Origin of the sequence: Streptomyces sp. CB01635, from assembly GCF_002803065.1 — a bacterium.
Lineage (GTDB): Bacteria > Actinomycetota > Actinomycetes > Streptomycetales > Streptomycetaceae > Streptomyces.
Genome location: NZ_NNBL01000001.1, coordinates 536,632 through 556,108, shown reverse-complemented (window position 1 = coordinate 556,108; position 19,477 = coordinate 536,632). Strand labels below are relative to the sequence as shown.

Sequence of the window (19,477 nt, the reverse complement as noted above, 5' to 3'; positions counted from 1 at the left end):
CAACCCGGGCCGTGCCACACCCCCCTCGGTGACCGCCGGGTAGGCTGCTGCCTTGCCCTTCCGCCCCGAAAGGAACGCGCCCGTGCCGACGTCAAGCGCCAGCACCAAGTCCTCTGGCCCTTCCGCCCCGACCGGCGGAGTCCAGTCCCTCGAGCGCGCCTTCGACCTCCTCGAGCGGATGGCCGACGCCGGGGGCGAGGTGGGTCTCAGCGAGCTCTCCGCGAGCAGCGGCCTTCCCCTGCCGACGATCCACCGCCTGATGCGCACCCTGGTCGCCTGCGGCTACGTGCGCCAGCAGACCAACAGGCGCTACTCGCTCGGCCCCCGCCTGATCCGCCTCGGCGAGTCCGCCTCCCGCCTCCTCGGCACCTGGGCCCGCCCCTATCTCGCCCGCCTCGTCGAGGTGACCGGCGAGACGGCGAACATGGCGCTGCTCGACGGGGACGAGATCGTCTACGTCGCTCAGGTGCCGTCCAAGCACTCGATGCGGATGTTCACCGAGGTGGGCCGGCGCGTCCTGCCGCACTCGACGGGCGTGGGCAAGGCCCTGCTCGCCGACACCCCGGCCGACGAGGTGCGCGCGCTGCTCGCGCGGACCGGCATGCCGGCCGCCACGGAGAAGACGATCACCACGGCCGACGGCTTCCTCGACGCGCTCGCGGAGGTGCGCCGCGCCGGGTACGCGGTCGACGACAACGAGCAGGAGATCGGCGTGCGCTGCCTCGCCGTCTCCGTGCCCAACTCCCCCACGGCCGCCGCGATCTCGATCTCGGGCCCGGCGGGACGCGTCACCGACGCCGCGACCGAGAAGATCGTGCCGGTGCTTCAGCAGGTCGCCGAGGAGCTGTCGGTGGCGCTGTCGAGCTCCGGGGTCGGCGTGTAGCGGGCACCACCCGCAGCGTCACGGGACGGGCCGGCCTTCGTGAGCCGCCCGTCCACCATTTCGCACACCTCGTCCGCCACCGCGAGATGCGCCCGGTCGTGCGTGACCAGGACCGTCGCGGTGCCGCGCTCCCTCGTGAGCCGGGCGAGCAGATCCAGTACGGCCGCCCCGCGCTCGTGGTCGAGGGCGCTCGTCGGCTCGTCCACGAGCAGGACCGCCGGCTCGTTCATCAGGGCGCGGGCGATGTTGACGCGCTGGCGCTGACCGCCGGACAACTGGTGGGGGCGGCGGCGCGCCTGGTCCGTCAGCCCGACCGCGGCCAGCAACTCCCCTGCCCGCTCCCGCGCTTCGCGCGGCTTGCGGCCGTCCAGGTGGGCCATGACCTGGAGCTGTTCGAGGGCGGTCAGGGACGGCAGCAGGTTGGGCTGCTGGAAGACGATGCCGAGGGAACGGCGGCGCAGCTCGGCGCGTTCGGCGGGGCCGATCGAGTCCGTCGGCGTACCGCCCACCGTCACGGTGCCGCTGTCGGGCGTGACCAGCGTCGCCGCGACCGCGAGGAGGCTGGACTTGCCCGACCCGGACGGGCCCACGACCGCGGTGACCGTGCCGGCCGGGACGTGCAGCGTGACGCTGTCGAGCGCCGTGATGCGTCCGTCGCCGTCCGGGTAGGTGAGGGTGATCTCGTCGAGGTCGAGGCTCATCGGGCGCTCCCGAGTGCGGTGAGGGGGTCTACGGCGGTGATGCGCCGGATGGACAGGGCGGCGCCGCCCGCGCCGAGCACGGTCATGACGGCGGCCGGGCTGAGCGTGGTGAGCGGCTCCATGACGAACGGCACGCTGTCGGGCACGAACGCCCCGATGAGCGCCGCGAGCGCCGTCCCTAGGGCCGTACCGCCGACCAGCATGACCACGGCCTGCCCGAGCGCGTCCTTCAGCAGATACGGCGTCGAGGAGCCGAGGGCCTTGAGGACCGCGATGTCGCCGCTGCGCTGGATGGTCCACACGGTGAAGAACGCGCCGATGACCATCGCCGAGATGACGAAGAGGAAGCCCCGCATGAGCTGGAGCGAGCCGTTCTCGGCCTGGTAGGACCCTATGGCCTCAAGGGCCCCGGCCACGGTCCGCGTCTCGGTGCCCGCCGCACGGTCCGCGGCGCCGAGGTCGGCGCCGTCCCCGGTGCGCAGGGCGATCACGGTGGCCCGCTCCCCTGTGCGCTGCCCGCCCGGCGCCACGTTCTGCCAGTCGCCGAGGTCGATCCAGACGACGGGTGTGTGGCTGTACGAGGCGTCGCCCACGACCGCGCTCACCGTGAGGGACGTACTGGACAGGGCGATACGGTCACCGGGCCCCGCGCCCAGATCGTCCGCCGCCTGCTGGGACAGGACGGCCGTGCCGGGTGCCGTCGTGTCGGGCGCGAGCCCCGAGCGGGGCCGCACGCCGAACGCGGACACGGCCGCCGTGTGATGGCCCGCCTCGGCGTTCACGGTGCTGATGCCGATCGGCTGCGCGCTCTCGATCCCCGGCCGCGCGGCCAGCGCCCGCCACTGCCCGGCCCCGACCGTCGAACCGGTGAACGACACCGCCTGGCCGTCCGCGGGCCGGGCGAACGCCAGGTGGTCGGCGGGCAGCCCGGTCAGCGCCGAGGTGTTGTCCCGGGCCAGGCCCGCGGTCAGGGCCGACAGCAGGCCGACCAGCAGCGTGATCAGCACGACCACGCTTCCCATCAGCGCGAACCGGCCCTTGGCGAACCGTAGATCTCTCCATGCGACGAACATGGTCCCCAGCCTGCGGCCGGGCGCCCGCCCCGGGCATCGCGCCACAGCACGCTTCACCCGAATCGAAGGAAGGAGCCGCCTTTCAAACTTTCGGTTGACCGTCTTCGACGTTCTTCTGCCTACGCTGGTGACGGTATGGATCCACGTTCTCTGACCCCCGTTCTGCGCGTCCTGCGCCTGCTCCTGCACCTGCTGATGGCCGGGCTGCTCCTGCTGGTCGCCGGCCGCGCGCTGGCCGGGGACTCGACGGGGGCGGGCGCCGTGGTGGCCGCCGCGGTCGTGATGACCGTCGTGTACGGGGCGGGCCCGCTGATCGCGGCCGTACAGGACACGCGGGCCGGGGCGGCGCTCTGGCTCGGGGCGCTGTGCGCGGTGTGGCTGGTGCTGCTCGTCCTCTCCCCCGACGGGCTGTGGCTGGCGTTCCCGCTGTACTTCCTCCAACTGCATCTGCTGCCCGCCCGCTGGGGCGTCCCCGCCGTGGCGCTCACCGCGTGCGCCGCCATCGCGTCGTACGTACGCCATGGGCAGGAGTTCAACCCGGGGGCCTTCATAGGGCCGCTCCTCGGCGCGGCCGTGGCCGTCGCGACCGTCATGGGCTACCAGGCGCTGTACCGCGAGAGCGAGCGCAGACAGCGCCTGATCGAGGAGCTGATCGCGACGCGCGCCGAACTCGCCGCCGCGGAGCGCACGGCGGGCACCCTCGCCGAGCGGGAGCGCCTGGCGCGCGAGATCCACGACACCCTCGCGCAGGGTCTGTCCTCGATCCAGCTCCTGCTGCGCGCGGCCCAGCGCGCGCTGCCGCCGCAGTCACCGGCCGCCCAGCACATCGAACAGGCGCGCGCGGCCGCCCAGGACAACCTGGCCGAGGCCCGCCGCTTCGTGCGGGCCCTGTCGCCGCCGGACCTGGAGAGCGGGTCGCTCGCGGGGGCCCTGGAGCGGCTGTGCGCGACGGCTCCCGGGCTCACCGCCCGCTTCACGGAGAGCGGCACTCCGTCCGGGCTGCCGACGCCGTACGAGGTCGCCCTGCTGCGGATCGCGCAGTCGGCGCTCGCGAACACGGTGCGCCACGCGGGGGCTCGCCGCGCCGAGATCACCCTCAGCTTCATGGACACGGCCGTGGCCCTCGACATCGTGGACGACGGCCGCGGCTTCGACCCCGCGTCGGCGCCGTCCGGCGACGGCGGGTTCGGCCTGCCCGCGATGCGCTCACGCGCGGAGTCCCTCGGGGGCACGTTCACGGTGGAGTCGGCGCCGGGCCAGGGCACGGCGGTCGCGATCACTCTCCCTCTCCCCGTGGAAGGCGCGTCATGACCGTCCGGCTCCTGCTTGCCGACGACCACCCCGTCGTACGCGCCGGGCTCCGCGCCGTCCTCGACGCCGAACCCGACTTCGAGATCGCCGCGGAGGCCGCCACGGCGGAGCGGGCCGTGGAGCTGGCCGCGGCCGGCGGGATCGACGTCGTCCTCATGGATCTCCAGTTCGGCGCCGGAATGCACGGCTCGGAGGCGACGGCGGCCATCGCGGCGAGGCCCGGTGCGCCGCGCGTCCTCGTCCTGACCACGTACGACACGGACGCGGACATCCTCGCCGCGGTGGAGGCGGGCGCGTCCGGCTATCTGCTCAAGGACGCGCCGCCGGAGGAGCTCGCCGCGGCGGTCCGTACGGCGGCCTCCGGCCAGTCCGCGCTCGCGCCCGCCATCGCACACCGCCTGATGGACCGCATGCGGGCCCCCGCCGAGGCGCTCAGCCGCCGCGAGCTGGAGGTGCTCCAGCTCGTCAGGGACGGCCTGTCGAACCAGCGGATCAGCAAGGAACTGTTCCTCAGCCAGGCGACGGTGAAGTCCCATCTGGTGCACATCTACGCCAAGTTGGGCGTCGACTCGCGCACAGCGGCGGTCGCCGCGGCCACCGCACGCGGCCTCATGCGCCGCTGACCTCCTGCCCGTCCAGCCCGCCACCGCGAAGTCCTGCGGCCACCCGCCCCGACCCGTCCCACGCAGGCGGCGGCACGGACGCGGTCAGGACCGGGCACCCGGCGCACACCCCACCACCGAACCGCAGATCCGCCCCACACACAGCGACAACCACCGCCTACGGCCTCGTGCGCCAATGCCCCCGTTCACCCGGCCGGACCTGCCGCCGCGAAGTCGTATGCGCTCGCCCGGCGCAGCGCCCGAAGCTCGTGCCGTGCCAGTGGCGGGGCCGGCACGGTCAGGACCGGGCAGCCGGCGTGTGCGACGACGTGGCGGTGGATCCGTCCGCGCCACATGCGGCGTGGATGGACGCCGATGACGAGCAGGTCGTCCGGGCCCGCCACCGCGTCGCGCAGGGCCCGGCCCGGCCTGGCCCTGACCACACGGCGTACCAGGTCGACGTCCCGGGGTGGCCCGCCGAGCGCCTCGGCGAAGGCGCGGTCGAGGCGGGCGCGGGCCTCGCCGTGCCAGTGCCGGGCCCACTGCCGGTCGGGGCGGCGGGCGTACAGGCCCTCACCCTCGGGCGGCTCCCAGGCGAGGACGGCGACGAGGACCCGGCCCGAGCGGCGCGCCTGCTCGGCGGCCGCGCGCAGCGCCGCGAGCCCGCCGAGCGAGTCGCTCACCCCGACGACGACCTGACCGACCATTCCCTCGGGCCGTCGGGCCTCGACGGCGCTCACGGCTTCCTCCCCTTGCGCCGCTTCCCGTTCACCAGCGCGCGGACCCAGGCGCCCGCCGGCCGCGTGGTGCGCGCCTCCGCGCGGCGCTGCATCTCCCGCTCGAAACGGTCCGTGACGCAGCCCGCCTCGTACCCGTCCATGGCATGCCTCCTCAGCCGGTTCCCCAGGCCAAAACCCCTGACCTCTCCCGAGTCTGTAGGCTGATTGGCCTGGACAGCAGGGCCAATAGAGGGGAGTTGGCATGGCAGGCAATCGAGTGGTCCACGCCTTGAACACGCCGGGCGCGGACAACATGAACGGGTCCCTGGGCAGCCGCCGCCTCGCCGGCCTCCTGACGGTCACCGCCGGGGAGCGACCCGGCTACCGCGCCCTGGCCCAGGGCGTACGCACCCTGCTGCTCGACGGGCGCATCCCGCTGCACACCCGGCTGCCCGCCGAGCGCGAGCTGGCCACGGCGCTCGGCGTCAGCCGCGCCACGGTCACCGCCGCCTACGACCTGCTGCGCGAAGGCGGCTACGCACGCAGCAGGCGTGGCGCGGGGACGTGGACCGAGCTGCCCGAGGGACAGCGGCCCGCCAGCGTGGCCGTCTTCCCCACGGGAGACGACGTGATCGACCTCGCCATCGCGGCGCCCGGCGCGCCCGAGGCGGAGCTCGCCGACGCGCTCGCCGCCGCCGGCGCACAGCTGCCGAGGCACGCGTCGACGCCCGGCTACCACCCGTACGGGCTTCCCGAGCTAAGGGCCGCGGTCGCCGAGCGGTTCACACGGCGCGGCCTGCCGACGCTCCCCGAACAGATCCTCATCACCTCGGGCGCCCAGCAGGCGGTGTCGCTCACCCTGGGGCTCCTCGCCCGGGCGGGCGACCGCGTCCTGGTCGAGAACCCGTCGTACCCGAACGCCCTGGACGCGCTGAACAGGGGCGGGATGCGGGCCACGCCGGTGCCGGTCACGGACGGCGGCTGGGACACGGACCTTTTCGAGTCGGCGCTGCGCCAGACCGCGCCGCGGCTCGCCTATCTGATCCCGGACTTCCACAACCCGACCGGGCGGCTGATGCCGCGCGAGCAGCGGGTGCGGCTCCTCGAGGCGGCGCGGGCGACCGGGACCTGGCTGGTCGTGGACGAGACGGTCGCCGACATCGCGCTGGACGTGCCGGCGCCCGCGCCGTTCGCCTCGCTCGCCTCGCCCGGTGCGGGCGAACAGGTCGTCACCGTGGGCTCGTTGAGCAAGTCGCACTGGGGCGGGCTGCGCATCGGCTGGGTACGGGCCGGGTCGCGGCTCATCACGGAACTGGCCACGGCACGGGTGCCGTTCGACATGTCGGGTTCCGTGCTCGACCAGCTCGTCGCGCTGCGGCTGCTCGACCGGATGGACGAGGTCCTGAGCGAGCGCCTGCCGCGGATGCGGGCCCAGCGGGACGCGCTCGCCGAGGACCTGGCGCGCGAACTGCCGGAGTGGCGCTGGCAGTTGCCGCCCGGCGGCCTGTCGCTCTGGATCGACCTGGGCCGCCCGATCGCCTCGGCGCTCGCCCGGGCCGCGCTGCGGCACGGGGTGCACATCGAGGGCGGCTCCCGCTTCGGCGCGGACCCGGGCACGCACGAGCACCGGCTGCGCTTCCCGTACACACAGCCGCCCGAGGTCGCCAGGGAGGCGGTGCATCGCCTGGCACAGACGCTCGCGGACGGCCTCGGAGCGACCGGTGACGAGCCGGGCCGGCCCCACTGGGTGGCGTGACGCGGGAGTGAGGGGCCGTCAACTCACGCACGAGGTCAGTGCAGTGGCGGCCCGCCGAACAGCTCCACCGCGCTCCGCACGTCCCCGAGGCCCTTCGCCAGGGCGCTGACCGAGCCGATCGCGCCCGCGATGAGCAGCAGGGAGCGGCGCAGGCGCGGGATCTCGGGAAGGCCACCGGCGGCCATCGCGTCCAGGGCGGCCAGTTCGTCCTCGGCCACCGCCCGGTCGGGGAACTCGGCCGGATGGGCGGCCAGTTCACGGCGCAGCCTGGACACCGCGGTGCGCAACTCCGTCACCCGCGGATCCTCTTCGCTGACCGCCACCAGCTTCTGCCCCACGCTCCGCAACACAGCTCTCCCCCTCGCACGCCTTTGTGCGACCGCAGACATGCGCGTTCCGCACGCCGTACGCCTTCCGCGGCCCCGGCGGGGCCTTGGCCGGACTCGCCGCATCGGGGTCGTCGGCCAGTAAACGCCACTTTCTGCCGCGCCCGCCACCGTGCCGACCGAATTCCGGCCTCACGAGTGTCCCCGGGGGTCGGCGCGCGGGCGGCCCGGTGAGGTATCCAGGCTTCATGACACACGCAACGGATGACGCTCCGGTGACGGGACTGCTGCTCGCGGCGGGCGGTGGGCGCAGGCTCGGCGGGCGGCCGAAGGCGCTCCTGACGCACCGCGGGCGCCCCCTGGTGGAGCACGCGGTGGCGGTGCTGCGCGCGGGCGGCTGCGAGCGCGTCCACGTCGTGCTGGGCGCGGCAGCGGACGACGTGCGGGCGCGGGCGGACCTGGCGGGGTGCGTGCTCGTGGAGAACCCGGCGTGGGAGGAGGGCATGGGGTCGTCGCTGCGGGCGGGGCTCGGCTCGCTCACCGGGACGGGGGCGTCGGCCGCGCTCGTACTCCTTGTGGACCAACCGGGGATCGGAGCTCCGGCGGTGGCGCGCGTGCGGGCCGCGTACCGGTCGGCGGGGTCGCTGGCGGCGGCCGCGTACGACGGGGAGCGCGGGCATCCGGTCCTGTTCGGGGCGGAGCACTGGCCGGGGATCGTGGCGAGCGCGGCCGGGGACCGCGGGGCGCGCGCGTACCTGAAGGAGCACGCGTCGGAGCTCACGCTCGTGGAGTGCGGCGATGTGGCCGATGACTACGACATCGACACCGAGGCCGACCTGAAGCACCTTGAGTGAGGGGCATGAACGGGGCGTGAGGAGCCTGGCACCGAGCGCCACGTTATGTCGACCCGGAGAATCTCGACATCAACAAACCATTGAACTTCCACAATGAGGAAACTAGTATCCACTGCTCAGAAGGGCCGGTCCCCCCGCGCGGGGTCCGTAGTCGTATTCCGGCGCCCACGGCACTCGGTGCCGCCCGCGCCCGTTCGCTGAAGGAAGTGACAGCTCATGTCCGCACCAGCGCCGTCCCCGCTGGCCATCGTCGACGCAGAGCCCCTGCCCAGGCAGGAAGAGGTGCTCACGGACGCGGCCCTCGCCTTCGTGGCCGAGCTGCACCGGCTGTTCACGCCCCGGCGTGACGAGCTCCTCACCCGCCGCGCGGAGCGTCGCGCCGAGATCGCCCGCACCTCCACGCTCGACTTCCTCCCGGAGACCGCTCACATCCGCGAGGACACCACCTGGCGCGTCGCGCCCGCCCCGGCCGCGCTGAACGACCGCCGCGTCGAGATCACCGGTCCCACCGACCGCAAGATGACCATCAACGCCCTGAACTCGGGCGCCAAGGTCTGGCTCGCGGACTTCGAGGACGCCTCGGCCCCCACCTGGGAGAACGTCGTCCTGGGCCAGGTCAACCTGATGGACGCCTACACGCGCAACATCGACTTCACGGACGAGCGCACCGGCAAGTCGTACGCCCTCAAGGGCAACGACGAGCTCGCGACCGTCGTGATGCGCCCGCGCGGCTGGCACCTGGACGAGCGCCACCTGAAGGACGAGGCCGGCCGGCCCGTCCCCGGCGCGCTCGTCGACTTCGGCCTGTACTTCTTCCACAACGCCAAGCGCCTGATCGAGCTCGGCAAGGGCCCGTACTTCTACCTCCCGAAGACGGAGTCGCACCTGGAGGCCCGCCTCTGGAACGAGATCTTCGTCTTCGCGCAGGACTACGTCGGGATCCCCCAGGGCACCGTCCGCGCGACCGTCCTGATCGAGACGATCACGGCCGCGTACGAGATGGACGAGATCCTCTACGAGCTCCGCGACCACGCCGCCGGGCTGAACGCGGGCCGCTGGGACTACCTGTTCTCCATCGTCAAGAACTTCCGTGACGGCGGCGCCAAGTTCGTTCTGCCGGACCGCAACCTGGTCACGATGACGGCCCCGTTCATGCGCGCCTACACCGAACTCCTCGTCCGCACCTGCCACAAGCGGGGCGCGCACGCGATCGGCGGCATGGCGGCGTTCATCCCGTCGCGGCGCGACGCCGAGGTCAACAAGGTCGCGTTCGAGAAGGTCAAGAACGACAAGGACCGCGAGGCCGGCGACGGCTTCGACGGCTCGTGGGTCGCCCACCCCGACCTGGTCCCGATCGCGATGGCGTCCTTCGACGCGGTCCTCGGTGACAAGCCGAACCAGAAGGAGCGTCTGCGCGAGGACGTGTCCGTCGCGCCCGGCGACCTGATCGCGATCGACTCCCTCGACGCCCGGCCCACCTACGACGGCCTGGTCAACGCCGTCCAGGTCGGCATCCGCTACATCGAGGCGTGGCTGCGCGGCCTCGGCGCCGTCGCCATCTTCAACCTGATGGAGGACGCGGCCACCGCCGAGATCTCCCGCTCGCAGATCTGGCAGTGGATCAACGCCGGCGTCGTCTTCGAGGGCGGCGAGCACTCCGGCACGACCGTCACCGCCGACCTGGCCCGCGAGGTCGCGGCCCAGGAGCTCGCGAACATCAAGGCCGAGATCGGCGAGGAGGCCTTCGCGGCCGGCAAGTGGCAGCAGGCCCACGACCTCCTCCTCCAGGTCTCCCTGGACGCGGACTACGCGGACTTCCTGACGCTGCCCGCGTACGAGCAGCTCGCCGGCTGAGTCGGCCCCGCACCACCCGAGCCCTCGGCACCGCACAGCGCCGGGGGTTCGGTCGTGTCCGGGGTCAGCCCTTGTTACCGAGGTGGACGGACCAGTCCTGTTCGGCGGCCGGTTTGCCGTGCAGGTCGGGGACGCGCTTGAGCCAGTCGGGGCGGCCCTTCTCCGTGTCGGCCGCGCGGCGCGCGTCGGCGGCCGCCAGCTGGTCGCGCGACGGGAAGTCCGTGGGCAGCCAGGCGGGGGACGTACGGGCGCGGGCCGCGAGATAGGAGACGTACGCCTCGCGGACCGCGTCCGGCGAATGGAAGCCCGGCTCGTCGGTCAGCCACGCGTCGGGGACGAGCGCGGTGATCTCGCGGAGCATCTCCTCGGTGACGAGGGGCGCCAGCTCCGCGTCGGCGGCCGCCGTGTCGGGCCCGTAGGCGCCGAGGGCGTGATGGCGGAAGTCGTACGCCTTGTCGGGCGCGGACGCGTCCCAGCGGTGGTGGAAGATCAGGGCGGCGCCGTGGTCGATCAGCCACAGCTTCGGCTCCTGGATGCCGAAGGTGGGCCAGATCATCAGGTTCGAGCTGTGGATCGTGCGGTCCACGTTGACCGTGAGGGCGTCGAGCCACACGATCTTCCCGGCTTCCAGCGGGTCCACCGTGAAGGCGGCAGCGACCTCGGGCGTGAAGTCCTTCGCGCCCGGCAGGAAGTCCATCCCGAGGTTGAGCCCGTCGCTCGCGCGCAGCAGGTCCTGGACCTCCTGGTGCGGCTCGTGTGCGGCCACCTCGGGGTCGAAGTGGACGCGGACCAGCTCGGGAAAGCGCAGGCCGAGGCGGCGCGCCAGCTCACCGACGACGATCTCCGCGACGAGCGCCTTGCGGCCCTGCGCGGACCCGGTGAACTTCACGACGTAGGTCCCCAGGTCGTCGGCCTCGACGACCCCCGGCACGGAGCCACCGGTCCGCAGGGGGTTCAGATACCGGACGGCCGTCACTTCTCGCAGCACACCCGCCAGCCTAACGGGCGGCGCCCGCGGCCGAGGGATGGCCGGGATCGCACCCTGCGGCGCTCCGGTTCCGCCCGGCGCCCGGCGACTGCCGGTACCGTCGTCCCGGCTGCGGAGATCTTCTTGCGCTATCTCCCTTGCGCGGGACCGACGATGAGGGACGGGACGCATGGTGAACGGTGGCCGGGTCGCGGTCGTGGGCGGGAGCATCGCCGGGTGCGCCGCGGCTCTCGCGGCCCATCGCGGGGGCGCGGACGAGATCGTCGTGTACGAGCGGGCCGCGGGCTCCCTCGCGGAACGCGGCGTGGGCCTCGCGGTGCACGACGCGCGGTACGCCGAGCTGGAGTCGGCCGGGTACATGGACGCGGGCATGCCGTGGGTGGGCCTGGTGCGCCGTCGCTGGTACGTGCGCGCCGCGGGCAAGGAGCTCGGGCGCGAGATCGCCGTCATGCCGTTCCCGTTCCGTACGTACAACTGGGGGCCGCTCTGGCGCGATCTGCGCCGGGCGGTGCCCGAGGGCGTCGAGTTCCGTACGGGTGCGGCGGTGGCGCGGGTCGAGGCGACGGCGGGCGGGGCCCGCGTACACACGGCGGCCGGTGGCGCCGAGGAGTTCGGCCTCGTCATCGGCGCGGACGGCTACCGCTCGGCGGTGAGGGCCTGCGCGTTCCCCGACGTACAGCCGCGGTACGCGGGATATCTGGCGTGGCGGGGCGCGTTCCCCGCGCAGCGGCTCTCCGAGCCCGGCCTGTGGGCCGAGGAGGACTGCGCGTACGTCGTGTTCCCCGGCGGGCACCTCATCGTCTACCGGATCCCGGACGGCGGCCCGGCCGGCGGCCGTCGCGTGAACTGGGTTCTCTACACGGCTCCCCCGCCGGGCGTCGACGCGGCGCTGCGCGTGGACCTGCCGACGAGCCTGCCGCCCGGCACCCTCACCGACGCGCTGCGCTCCCATCTCGCCCATGTGGCCGACGAGTTGCTGCCGCCGTACTGGGGCGACCTGGTCCGCCTCACCGCCCCGGACGAGCTCGCGCTCCAGCCCATGTACGACTTCACGGCCCCGCAGTACGCGACAGGCAGGTTCATGCTGGCCGGGGACGCGGCGACGGTCGCGCGCCCGCACACCGGGGCGGGGGCGGTGAAGGCCCTCCAGGACGGCGTGGCCATCGAATCCGCGTTCCGCGCCGCGCCGGCCCTGGACGGGGCGCTCGCCGCGTACGACGACTCCCGCACGGCGGCCGGCAGCGCGCTGGTCGGGCTCGGACGGAGCCTCGGCCGGGCGCTCGTGCAGGAGACCCCGGACTGGGGGGAGTTGGACCAGGCGGGGCTTGAGGCGTGGTGGGCACAGGCGGACGGAACCGGGGTGTTCGGCGGGAAACAGTTGGATTCCGGCACCGGCCCGCATCCCCGCTGAGCAGTCGTTTTGTTGTGCGCGTACGTTGATCCATAAGATCCGGCGATGATCATAAGAAAACGGCTGGCGGCGGGAACGTGTGTCCTGTTCGCCGCCCTGACCATGGGGCTGACGCCCGTCGGCGCCTCCGCGGCGGACAACCCTGACGGGCAGCCCACGGCCGCCCCGAAGGTCGAGCTCGTGCTCGACGTGAGCGGTTCCATGCGGGCGCGCGACATCGACGGCGGGACCCGGATGGCCGCCGCGAAGCAGGCGTTCAACGAGGTGCTCGACGCGACGCCGAAGGAGGTGGAGCTCGGCATCCGCACGCTGGGCGCCAACTACCGCGGCGAGGACCGGAAGGTGGGCTGCAAGGACACCGCTCAGCTCTACCCGGTCGGGCCGCTCGACCGCACCGAGGCGAAGACCGCGGTCGCCACCCTCTCGCCGACCGGCTGGACGCCGATCGGCCCGGCCCTCCTGAAGGCGGCCGACGACCTCGACGGCGGTGACGGATCGCGCCGCATCGTCCTCATCAGCGACGGCGAGGACACCTGCCAGCCGCTCGACCCGTGCGAGGTCGCCCGCGACATCGCCGCCAAGGGCATCAACCTCACCATCGACACGCTCGGCCTGGTCCCTGACGCCAAGACGCGTGACCAGCTCAGCTGCATCGCCGAGGCCACCGGCGGGACCTACACCTCCGTGCGGCACACCGATGAACTCACCGACCGCGTAGGTCAGTTGGTCGACCGGGCCGCCGACCCCGTGGTCAACCCCGTGGCCGTCGAGGGCGCCAAGGAGTGCACCGGCGCGCCGGAGGTCAAGCCGGGTCTGTACACGGACCGCGAGACGTTCGGCGAGCACCGCTTCTACCGCGTGGCCGTCGCCCCCGGGCAAGAACTGCGTGCCTCGGTGAGCGTCGCCGCGGACCGCGCGGTCAACAAGGACTACGGCGTACTGCTGCGCGCGGTCACCGAGCACGGCCGTGAGATCGTCCGGGGCTCGGAGGCGGGCGACGGTCGTACGGACGTGATCTCGACCGGTCTGCGCTACCCGAAGCCCGAGCAGGACGACGACGAGGCGGCGGCCGAGACCGTCTGCCTCCAGGTGTCGAACTCCTACTCGGCCCCCGCGTCGGTCAAGACGACGCCGGGCCTCCCGGTCGAGCTGACCGTCGACGTCGTGGACGCGCCGAGCGCCGCGTCCGACGTGGCCGCGTTCGGCCTCGGCCGCGGCTGGTGGCTGCTCGGCGCCCTGGTGCTCACCGGCTTCGTGGCGGGTGTGCTGTGGGGCTGGATCTCGCGCTGGCGGTTCGCGGTCTGGAGGACCAACTGATGCGTACGACCAGGCTGTTGGTGACGGCAGGGCTCCTCGGCGCGAGCGCGCTGACCGCACTGCTCGGGGCCGGTACGGCGTTCGCCGGCTCCAGTGACTCCGGCTCCTCCGGTGACGACAAGGCCCCCACGGAGGCGGGCACGTCGTTCCGTACCGCGCAGGAGGTGGAGCAGGGCCGGCGGGCCACCGCGGGCGCCTCCACGGGTGACTACCTGTACTGGTCGTTCCCGGCGGACGCCGGGCAGCGACCCACGGTCAAGGCGACGGTGAAGCTGCCGGACTCGGCGGCGCGGCCCTCGGGCGCGACGTGGCGGATCGACGTGTACGACGGGCTGAGGCGCCGTCAGTCCTGCATGTACGGGACGCAGTCGAGGGCGGCGGCGCAGGACGCGCCGTCGGTCGACCTGTCCTGCACGCTGCGCACGGTGCGGGCCTGGTCGGACCAGTGGGCGAACGACCCGCTGCCCGGCACCTATTACGTCCGGCTCACGGCGGCCTCACTGACGCCGTCGGACCAGGGGCTGCCCGTCTCGGCCGAGGTCGAGGTGGCCTCCAAGAAGGTCGGCGGCTCCGCGGCGGTGGACGGCTCGCTCGCGGCCCCGCTCGTGCCGGGCTCGACGACGGAAGAGGCCGCTGCCGCCGCTGACGACGCCTCCGATGAGGAGAACGGCTCGTCGGCGAGCCAGGCGCTCGCGACGGGTGAGCCCGAGGACGGCTGGTCCTCCGGCTGGTGGTCGGACCGCTGGGTCTGGACTGCGGCGGGCGGCATCCTGGCCGCGCTCGCCGGTATCGGCGGCTACGCCCTGACGCGCGGCACAGGCCGCCCGTCCCGGGTACCGCCGGGCAGGTAACCCGCCCGTCCATGACGCCCGCGCACCTCAAGTGCCGGGCGTCATGGATGAGTTCGCCTCTGCTTCACACCTCTCGCAGCGCCTTCGCCAGGGCGCCGTCCCCGGACACGGCGACACGGCCCGCGCGCGCCGCCTCCTCCAGCGTCAGCCCGCCCCGCACCACGGCGACACAGGTTTCCGTGCCGAGGACGAGCCGCGCGTCGGGCTCGCCGTCCACCGGCCCCTCGGCATAGACAGGGCCGCCCGCGCCCGAGCCGCCGACCCGTACATGGAACTCCCCCTCGTCGAGGCGGACTTCGACCACACCCTCGCCGCCGAGCCGCTCGAGATGGCTCAGGAGCGGCAGGGCGAACCAGTGCGCGCGTACGGCGTCCGTGGGCCCGCGCTCCTCAAGCGCAGGCGCGCCCCACTCACCCAGCGCCTGGAGCACCGGCAGCAACTGCCGTCCCCGCGGGGTGAGTTCATACACGTACGCCGAGACGGGCGCGGGCAGCCTGCGGCGCTCGGCGACGCCCTCGCGCTCCATGTCCTTCAGGCGCGAGGCGAGCACGTCCGTACTGACGCCGGGCAGGTCGGCGTGCAGATCGGTGTAGCGGCGCGGCCCTGCGAGGAGCTCACGGACGATCAGGAGCGTCCAGCGGTCCCCGACGGCGTCGAGGGCGCGGGCGGCGGCGCAGTACTGGTCGTAGCTTCGGCGTGGCATGGCTCGCAGTCTATGCAACTTGTTGGACTTTCCAAGCGGTCACTTGGTAAAACCAAGTCACACACGTCACGGGCAGTCCGGGAGGGCACCACATGGAGTTCCGGCAGTCGAGCAAACTCAGCGAGGTCTGCTACGAGATCCGCGGCCCGGTGATCGAGCACGCCGACGCCCTTGAGGAGGCGGGCCACAGCGTCCTGCGCCTCAACACCGGCAACCCCGCGCTCTTCGGCTTCGAGGCGCCCGAGGAGATCGTCCAGGACATGATCCGGATGCTCCCCCAGGCCCATGGCTACACCGACTCGCGGGGCGTCCTGTCCGCCCGCCGCGCCGTCGCCCAGCGCTACCAGGCGCTCGGCCTCGAGGTCGGCGTCGACGACGTGTTCCTCGGCAACGGCGTGTCCGAGCTGGTCTCCATGGCCGTACAGGCACTCCTGGAGGACGGCGACGAAGTCCTCATCCCCGCCCCGGACTTCCCGCTGTGGACGGCCGTCACGACGCTCTCCGGCGGCAAGGCCGTGCACTACATCTGCGACGAGTCGGCCGACTGGTACCCCGACCTCGACGACATGGCCGCGAAGATCACCGACCGCACCAAGGCGGTCGTCATCATCAACCCCAACAACCCCACGGGCGCCGTCTACCCCAAGGAGATCATCGAGGGCATCCTCGACCTCGCCCGCCGGCACGGCCTGATGGTGCTCGCGGACGAGATCTACGACCAGATCCTGTACGACGACGCGGTGCACCACAGCGCCGCCGCCCTCGCCCCCGACCTGGTCGTCCTCACGTTCTGCGGCCTCTCCAAGACCTACCGCGTCGCGGGCTTCCGCTCCGGCTGGCTGGTCGTCACGGGACCGCAGCAGCACGCCCGCAACTATCTGGAGGGCCTGACGATGCTCGCCTCCATGCGACTGTGCGCCAACGCCCCCGCCCAGTACGCCATCCAGGCCGCGCTCGGCGGCCGCCAGTCCATCCGCGAACTGACCGCGCCGGGCGGGCGCCTCCTCGAACAGCGCGACAAGGCCTGGGAGAAACTCAACGAGATCCCGGGCGTCTCCTGCGTGAAGCCGAAGGGCGCCCTGTACGCGTTCCCGCGCATCGACCCCAAGGTCCACCCCATCGTCGACGACGAGAAATTCGTCCTCGACCTGCTGCTGCGCGAGAAGATCCAGGTCGTCCAGGGCACCGGCTTCAACTGGCCGCGCCCGGACCACTTCCGCATCCTCACCCTCCCGTACGCTGACGATCTCGACGCCGCGATCAGCCGGATCGGCCGCTTCCTGAGTGGGTACCGCCAGTGACGTTCTGCACCACCTGCGCCCTGCCGAGCCTGACGCAGTTCGCCTCGCCCCAGCTCGTCGAGGCGATCGTGGAGGGCGGCCACGACCGCGCCGACGACCCCGCCTGGGAGACCTCGGGCGCCGCCACGGTGGAGGACTACGCGCTGTGGTGCGGCCACCTGTGCGGCCTGACGTGCCTGCGGATGGCGCTCGGCCCGGACGCGCCCAGCCTGTTCGACCTGCGCGACGGAGCGCTCAAGTACGGCGCGTACACCGTGGATCCGGAGGGCGGCATCCACGGTCTGATCTACGCCCCGTTCGCCGAGTACGCCCGCGAGGAACTCGGCCTGGACGCGACCGTCCACCGCACACTGACGACCGACGAGATCGCCGGCCTACTGGACACGGGCCGGACGGTGATGGCCTCGGTCCACTACGGGATCCGCCGCCCGGAGCGGCCCGCGCCCGGCCGGGGCGGACATCTGGTCCTGCTCACGGCCCGCGACGGTGACCGCTTCCACTTCCACAACCCGTCGGGGATCAGCCCCGAAACCCGTTGCGCGGAACTGCCGTCGGCGACGTTCGAGACGTTCTTCGCGGGGCGGGGAGTCTCGTTGAGTGCCGGACATGGAGCGGATCCGAGGGCGTAGCCGGCCCCCGGACCCCATGAATGCCACTCACATCACACGCCGACACGCTTGAGGACCCGGGTCAGTGTCAATGCCCTGCGTCCTGCCTTTGGACTACCGCCCATCGAGCTGGGCGGGCCGGATTCGAACCGGCAATTCGGGGCCTGGGGCCCGGGTCCGATCGATTCGGCGATGAGCGGCGAATACTGAGTCTGGAGCAAGAGTCTGAGATTGATGGCGGTCCGCGTGTGCTGTGCGGACCGCACCGTCACGACAAGCTTCAGCTTCAGCTTTGCGCTCCTCGCGCACCCCGGCCGCCGGCTGAGCGGCGCCCGGGGAGTCTTGTGCGGGCCCCTGGATCAGCCGAACAGATAGCTGAACACAGGGTCACCCGCCCGCTGGTCGGTCACCTCCGCCGCGTTCGCCTCCTCGCGGGCGAACTTGACGGCCTGCTGGAGCCTCTCGATCCGCTCCAGCAGCTCGTTCACTCTGCGCGCGGGCAGCGCGCCGGAGAACTTCACCGTCGTCCAGTACCCGACGGGCACGTCCTCGTAGTACACCTCGACCTGCGCCGGGTGCTTCTCGGTCGCCTCGGCCTTCACGTGGTTGCGCGGCACCTTCTTGGTGCGCAGCGTCCGCACCGGCTCCGTCTTCCAGTCGTCGGTCGACGGGTCCTGCGTCCACGCCTCGGAGGCGTCGAGCACGGGCAGCTTGCGCACGAAGGTGTTGAGGTCGACGAGCTGCTTCTCCAGGAAGAGCAGGTATGCGACCGGCACCTGGCTCAGGACGGCCCGTCCGTCGACGGTGACATCGGCGCGCGCCTCGCAGTTCGCCCAGTCCTTGGTGGCGGTCACATCGAACAGCCGGGTGAGCGTCTTCGCAGTGTCCCGCAGCACGTGCTCGGCCTTCACCTGGACCCGCGTCGACTCGGGCGGCAGCTGCTCACCCTCCTCGTCCTTGGGCTGGTAGGTACGCGAGATCCCGGCCAGGAGCGCCGGCTTCTGAAGCCCGTGATGGGCCGCCGTCAGGTCCTGGTGTGCCTTGGACTTGACGCCTTTCTCGACTGCGATGATCTGATTGAGTTTCGTTGCCACGCGAGAACGGTAGTCAGGCACCGCACTCCGAATCGAATGGTTTTTCCCCGGCCCACGAGGAGCAACTCACCATGGATGCGGCGCTGATAGCCGTGCTCGGCACCCTGCTCGGTTCCGTCGTCACCCACTTCTTCCAGGCGCGGTCCACGGAGCGAGTCGCCGGGCTCGCCCGTGCCGAGCAGCTGCGTCAGGAGCGGATCTCCAGTTACAGCGCGTTCGCCGGGGCCCTGTTCGACTACCGGCGCAGTCAGAACGACCGCTGGTTCCGGGCCCATGAGGTGCCGGGTTCCACGCAGGCGGAGGAGGCCCGCTTCGCCTCGTACGAGGCGCGGATCAGCGCGCGGCAGGCGCTGGCGCGGCTCCAGTTGGTGTGCGACCGCGCAGACACGCGCCAACTGGCGGAGAGTTCCTTCGAGTTGGCGAACTGTCTGCACGAGGCAGTGGACGAGGAGGACCGGGACCGGCGGTCACAGCGGTGCAAGGACGCCCTGACGAGGTTCATCGACTCGGCAGCCCCGAGCGTGCGCTGACCGTGTGTCCGACGCCGACGTGAGCGATCACCGTCCTCAGTGGGCAACACCTCTGCATGACAGACAGGCCGCTGCTCCTCCTCGACGTCGACGGGCCCCTCAACCCGTACGCCGCCCGCCTCCCCCGTCTGCGCGGTTACGCCGCTCACCGCGTCCACCCGGCGAACTGGCTCTCGCGCCAGGCCCCCGGCTCGCGCCGTCACCGCCGCGGGTTACGGGTCGTGCTCAACCCGTCCCACGGCCGGCGCCTGGCAGGCCTGCCCTTCGAACTGGCCTGGGCGACCACGTGGATGCACGAGGCGAACGAGATGATCGGCCCGGCGATCGGACTGCCCGCCGCGCTCCCGGTGATCGAGTGGCCCGAGCTGTTCGCCAGGGATCCCGACGGCCTCTACTGGAAGACGCGCCCGCTGCTCGACTGGGCGACCGGGCGGCCCTTCGCGTGGGTCGACGACATGATCACGGACCTGGACTCCCGCCATGTCACCGCGCACCACGACGCCCCGGCCCTGCTCCTGCGCATCCACCCGCGCCACGGGCTGCGCGAGAGGGACTTCACGACGCTGACGCGATGGGCCGAGGCGTTGTGAAGCGA

At 72.5% G+C, this 19,477-nt stretch carries 21 protein-coding genes; 13 read left to right on the top strand and 8 right to left on the bottom strand.

Translation table 11 applies throughout. From position 1 onward, the window contains the following. Positions 1-82 precede the first annotated feature (82 nt). On the top strand, positions 83-883 hold the full coding sequence (locus CG723_RS02320) for an IclR family transcriptional regulator (protein WP_100591454.1): 801 nt from the start codon (positions 83-85) through the stop codon (positions 881-883). Here the strand turns inward: CG723_RS02320 and CG723_RS02315 are convergent. Both CG723_RS02315 and CG723_RS02310 read right to left on the bottom strand, forming a co-directional pair. Next, positions 826-1,584, bottom strand: a complete 759-nt coding sequence (locus tag CG723_RS02315; RefSeq protein ID WP_100591453.1) for an ABC transporter ATP-binding protein — start codon at positions 1,582-1,584, stop codon at positions 826-828. The genes CG723_RS02320 and CG723_RS02315 overlap by 58 nt on opposite strands. Next, the gene (locus tag CG723_RS02310; protein ID WP_100591452.1) at positions 1,581-2,657 is read right to left on the bottom strand and encodes an ABC transporter permease; all 1,077 of its coding nucleotides are present in this window, start codon (positions 2,655-2,657) and stop codon (positions 1,581-1,583) included. Before CG723_RS02310 ends, CG723_RS02315 begins: the two co-directional genes overlap by 4 nt. Before the next feature lie 135 nt (positions 2,658-2,792). Between CG723_RS02310 and CG723_RS02305 the strand changes: the two genes are divergently transcribed. Together CG723_RS02305 and CG723_RS02300 are read left to right on the top strand one after the other, a co-directional pair. Continuing rightward, a complete protein-coding gene (locus CG723_RS02305; protein ID WP_100591451.1) occupies positions 2,793-3,968 on the top strand; it encodes a sensor histidine kinase in 1,176 nt (391 codons plus the stop codon). Next, entirely contained in the window at positions 3,965-4,591 is a 627-nt protein-coding gene (locus tag CG723_RS02300; RefSeq protein WP_100591450.1) for a response regulator, read from the top strand. The genes CG723_RS02305 and CG723_RS02300 overlap by 4 nt, the downstream gene beginning before the upstream one ends. Before the next feature lie 185 nt (positions 4,592-4,776). Here CG723_RS02300 and CG723_RS02295 read toward each other — a convergent pair whose 3' ends face one another. Then, a complete protein-coding gene (locus CG723_RS02295) occupies positions 4,777-5,310 on the bottom strand; it encodes a universal stress protein (RefSeq protein WP_234374095.1) in 534 nt (177 codons plus the stop codon). Further along, entirely contained in the window at positions 5,307-5,450 is a 144-nt protein-coding gene (locus CG723_RS46020; protein ID WP_159032369.1) for a hypothetical protein, read from the bottom strand. The genes CG723_RS02295 and CG723_RS46020 overlap by 4 nt, the downstream gene beginning before the upstream one ends. Before the next feature lie 101 nt (positions 5,451-5,551). On the opposite strand from CG723_RS46020, the gene yczR reads away from it, so the two are divergent. Next, on the top strand, positions 5,552-7,045 hold the full coding sequence (gene yczR / locus CG723_RS02290; RefSeq protein ID WP_234374094.1) for a MocR-like transcription factor YczR: 1,494 nt from the start codon (positions 5,552-5,554) through the stop codon (positions 7,043-7,045). Between the two features lie 35 nt (positions 7,046-7,080). On the opposite strand, the gene CG723_RS02285 is transcribed toward yczR, so the two are convergent. Next, the gene (locus CG723_RS02285; RefSeq protein ID WP_100591449.1) at positions 7,081-7,395 is read right to left on the bottom strand and encodes a DUF5955 family protein; all 315 of its coding nucleotides are present in this window, start codon (positions 7,393-7,395) and stop codon (positions 7,081-7,083) included. Positions 7,396-7,619: 224 nt separating this feature from the next. Between CG723_RS02285 and CG723_RS02280 the strand changes: the two genes are divergently transcribed. Continuing rightward, a complete protein-coding gene (locus CG723_RS02280) occupies positions 7,620-8,225 on the top strand; it encodes a nucleotidyltransferase family protein (protein ID WP_100591448.1) in 606 nt (201 codons plus the stop codon). A gap of 216 nt (positions 8,226-8,441) precedes the next feature. Continuing rightward, positions 8,442-10,079 (top strand): malate synthase A, encoded by a 1,638-nt coding sequence (aceB, locus tag CG723_RS02275; RefSeq protein ID WP_100591447.1) that lies wholly within the window; start codon positions 8,442-8,444, stop codon positions 10,077-10,079. Positions 10,080-10,143: 64 nt separating this feature from the next. Here aceB and CG723_RS02270 read toward each other — a convergent pair whose 3' ends face one another. Beyond that, positions 10,144-11,067 carry a HipA family kinase gene (locus CG723_RS02270; protein ID WP_100591446.1) on the bottom strand — a complete coding sequence of 308 codons (924 nt, stop codon included), beginning with the start codon at positions 11,065-11,067 and terminating at the stop codon, positions 10,144-10,146. Between the two features lie 169 nt (positions 11,068-11,236). On the opposite strand from CG723_RS02270, the gene CG723_RS02265 reads away from it, so the two are divergent. From CG723_RS02265 to CG723_RS02255, 3 genes are read left to right on the top strand one after another with little or no spacing between them, the layout of a single operon-like run. After that, complete coding sequence (locus tag CG723_RS02265; protein ID WP_199841628.1) at positions 11,237-12,478, top strand: FAD binding domain-containing protein; 1,242 nt, start codon at positions 11,237-11,239, stop codon at positions 12,476-12,478. A 45-nt stretch (positions 12,479-12,523) separates the two neighbouring features. Next, complete coding sequence (locus CG723_RS02260) at positions 12,524-13,795, top strand: VWA domain-containing protein (RefSeq protein WP_100591445.1); 1,272 nt, start codon at positions 12,524-12,526, stop codon at positions 13,793-13,795. Beyond that, on the top strand, positions 13,795-14,646 hold the full coding sequence (locus CG723_RS02255; RefSeq protein ID WP_100591444.1) for a hypothetical protein: 852 nt from the start codon (positions 13,795-13,797) through the stop codon (positions 14,644-14,646). Before CG723_RS02260 ends, CG723_RS02255 begins: the two co-directional genes overlap by 1 nt. 64 nt (positions 14,647-14,710) lie before the next feature. On the opposite strand, the gene CG723_RS02250 is transcribed toward CG723_RS02255, so the two are convergent. Further along, on the bottom strand, positions 14,711-15,349 hold the full coding sequence (locus CG723_RS02250; protein WP_100591443.1) for a winged helix-turn-helix transcriptional regulator: 639 nt from the start codon (positions 15,347-15,349) through the stop codon (positions 14,711-14,713). Between the two features lie 92 nt (positions 15,350-15,441). Here CG723_RS02250 and CG723_RS02245 point away from each other — a divergent pair, with 92 nt between their 5' ends. Further along, the gene (locus CG723_RS02245; protein WP_100591442.1) at positions 15,442-16,650 is read left to right on the top strand and encodes a pyridoxal phosphate-dependent aminotransferase; all 1,209 of its coding nucleotides are present in this window, start codon (positions 15,442-15,444) and stop codon (positions 16,648-16,650) included. Then, complete coding sequence (locus CG723_RS02240; RefSeq protein WP_100591441.1) at positions 16,647-17,279, top strand: peptidase; 633 nt, start codon at positions 16,647-16,649, stop codon at positions 17,277-17,279. The genes CG723_RS02245 and CG723_RS02240 overlap by 4 nt, the downstream gene beginning before the upstream one ends. A gap of 338 nt (positions 17,280-17,617) precedes the next feature. On the opposite strand, the gene CG723_RS02235 is transcribed toward CG723_RS02240, so the two are convergent. Further along, the gene (locus CG723_RS02235) at positions 17,618-18,352 is read right to left on the bottom strand and encodes a DUF7873 family protein (RefSeq protein ID WP_100591440.1); all 735 of its coding nucleotides are present in this window, start codon (positions 18,350-18,352) and stop codon (positions 17,618-17,620) included. Between the two features lie 71 nt (positions 18,353-18,423). Here CG723_RS02235 and CG723_RS02230 point away from each other — a divergent pair, with 71 nt between their 5' ends. Together CG723_RS02230 and CG723_RS02225 are read left to right on the top strand one after the other, a co-directional pair. Beyond that, positions 18,424-18,882 (top strand): hypothetical protein, encoded by a 459-nt coding sequence (locus tag CG723_RS02230; RefSeq protein ID WP_100591439.1) that lies wholly within the window; start codon positions 18,424-18,426, stop codon positions 18,880-18,882. Between the two features lie 56 nt (positions 18,883-18,938). Further along, positions 18,939-19,472 carry a hypothetical protein gene (locus tag CG723_RS02225; protein ID WP_100591438.1) on the top strand — a complete coding sequence of 178 codons (534 nt, stop codon included), beginning with the start codon at positions 18,939-18,941 and terminating at the stop codon, positions 19,470-19,472. The last annotated feature ends 5 nt before the right edge of the window (positions 19,473-19,477 follow it).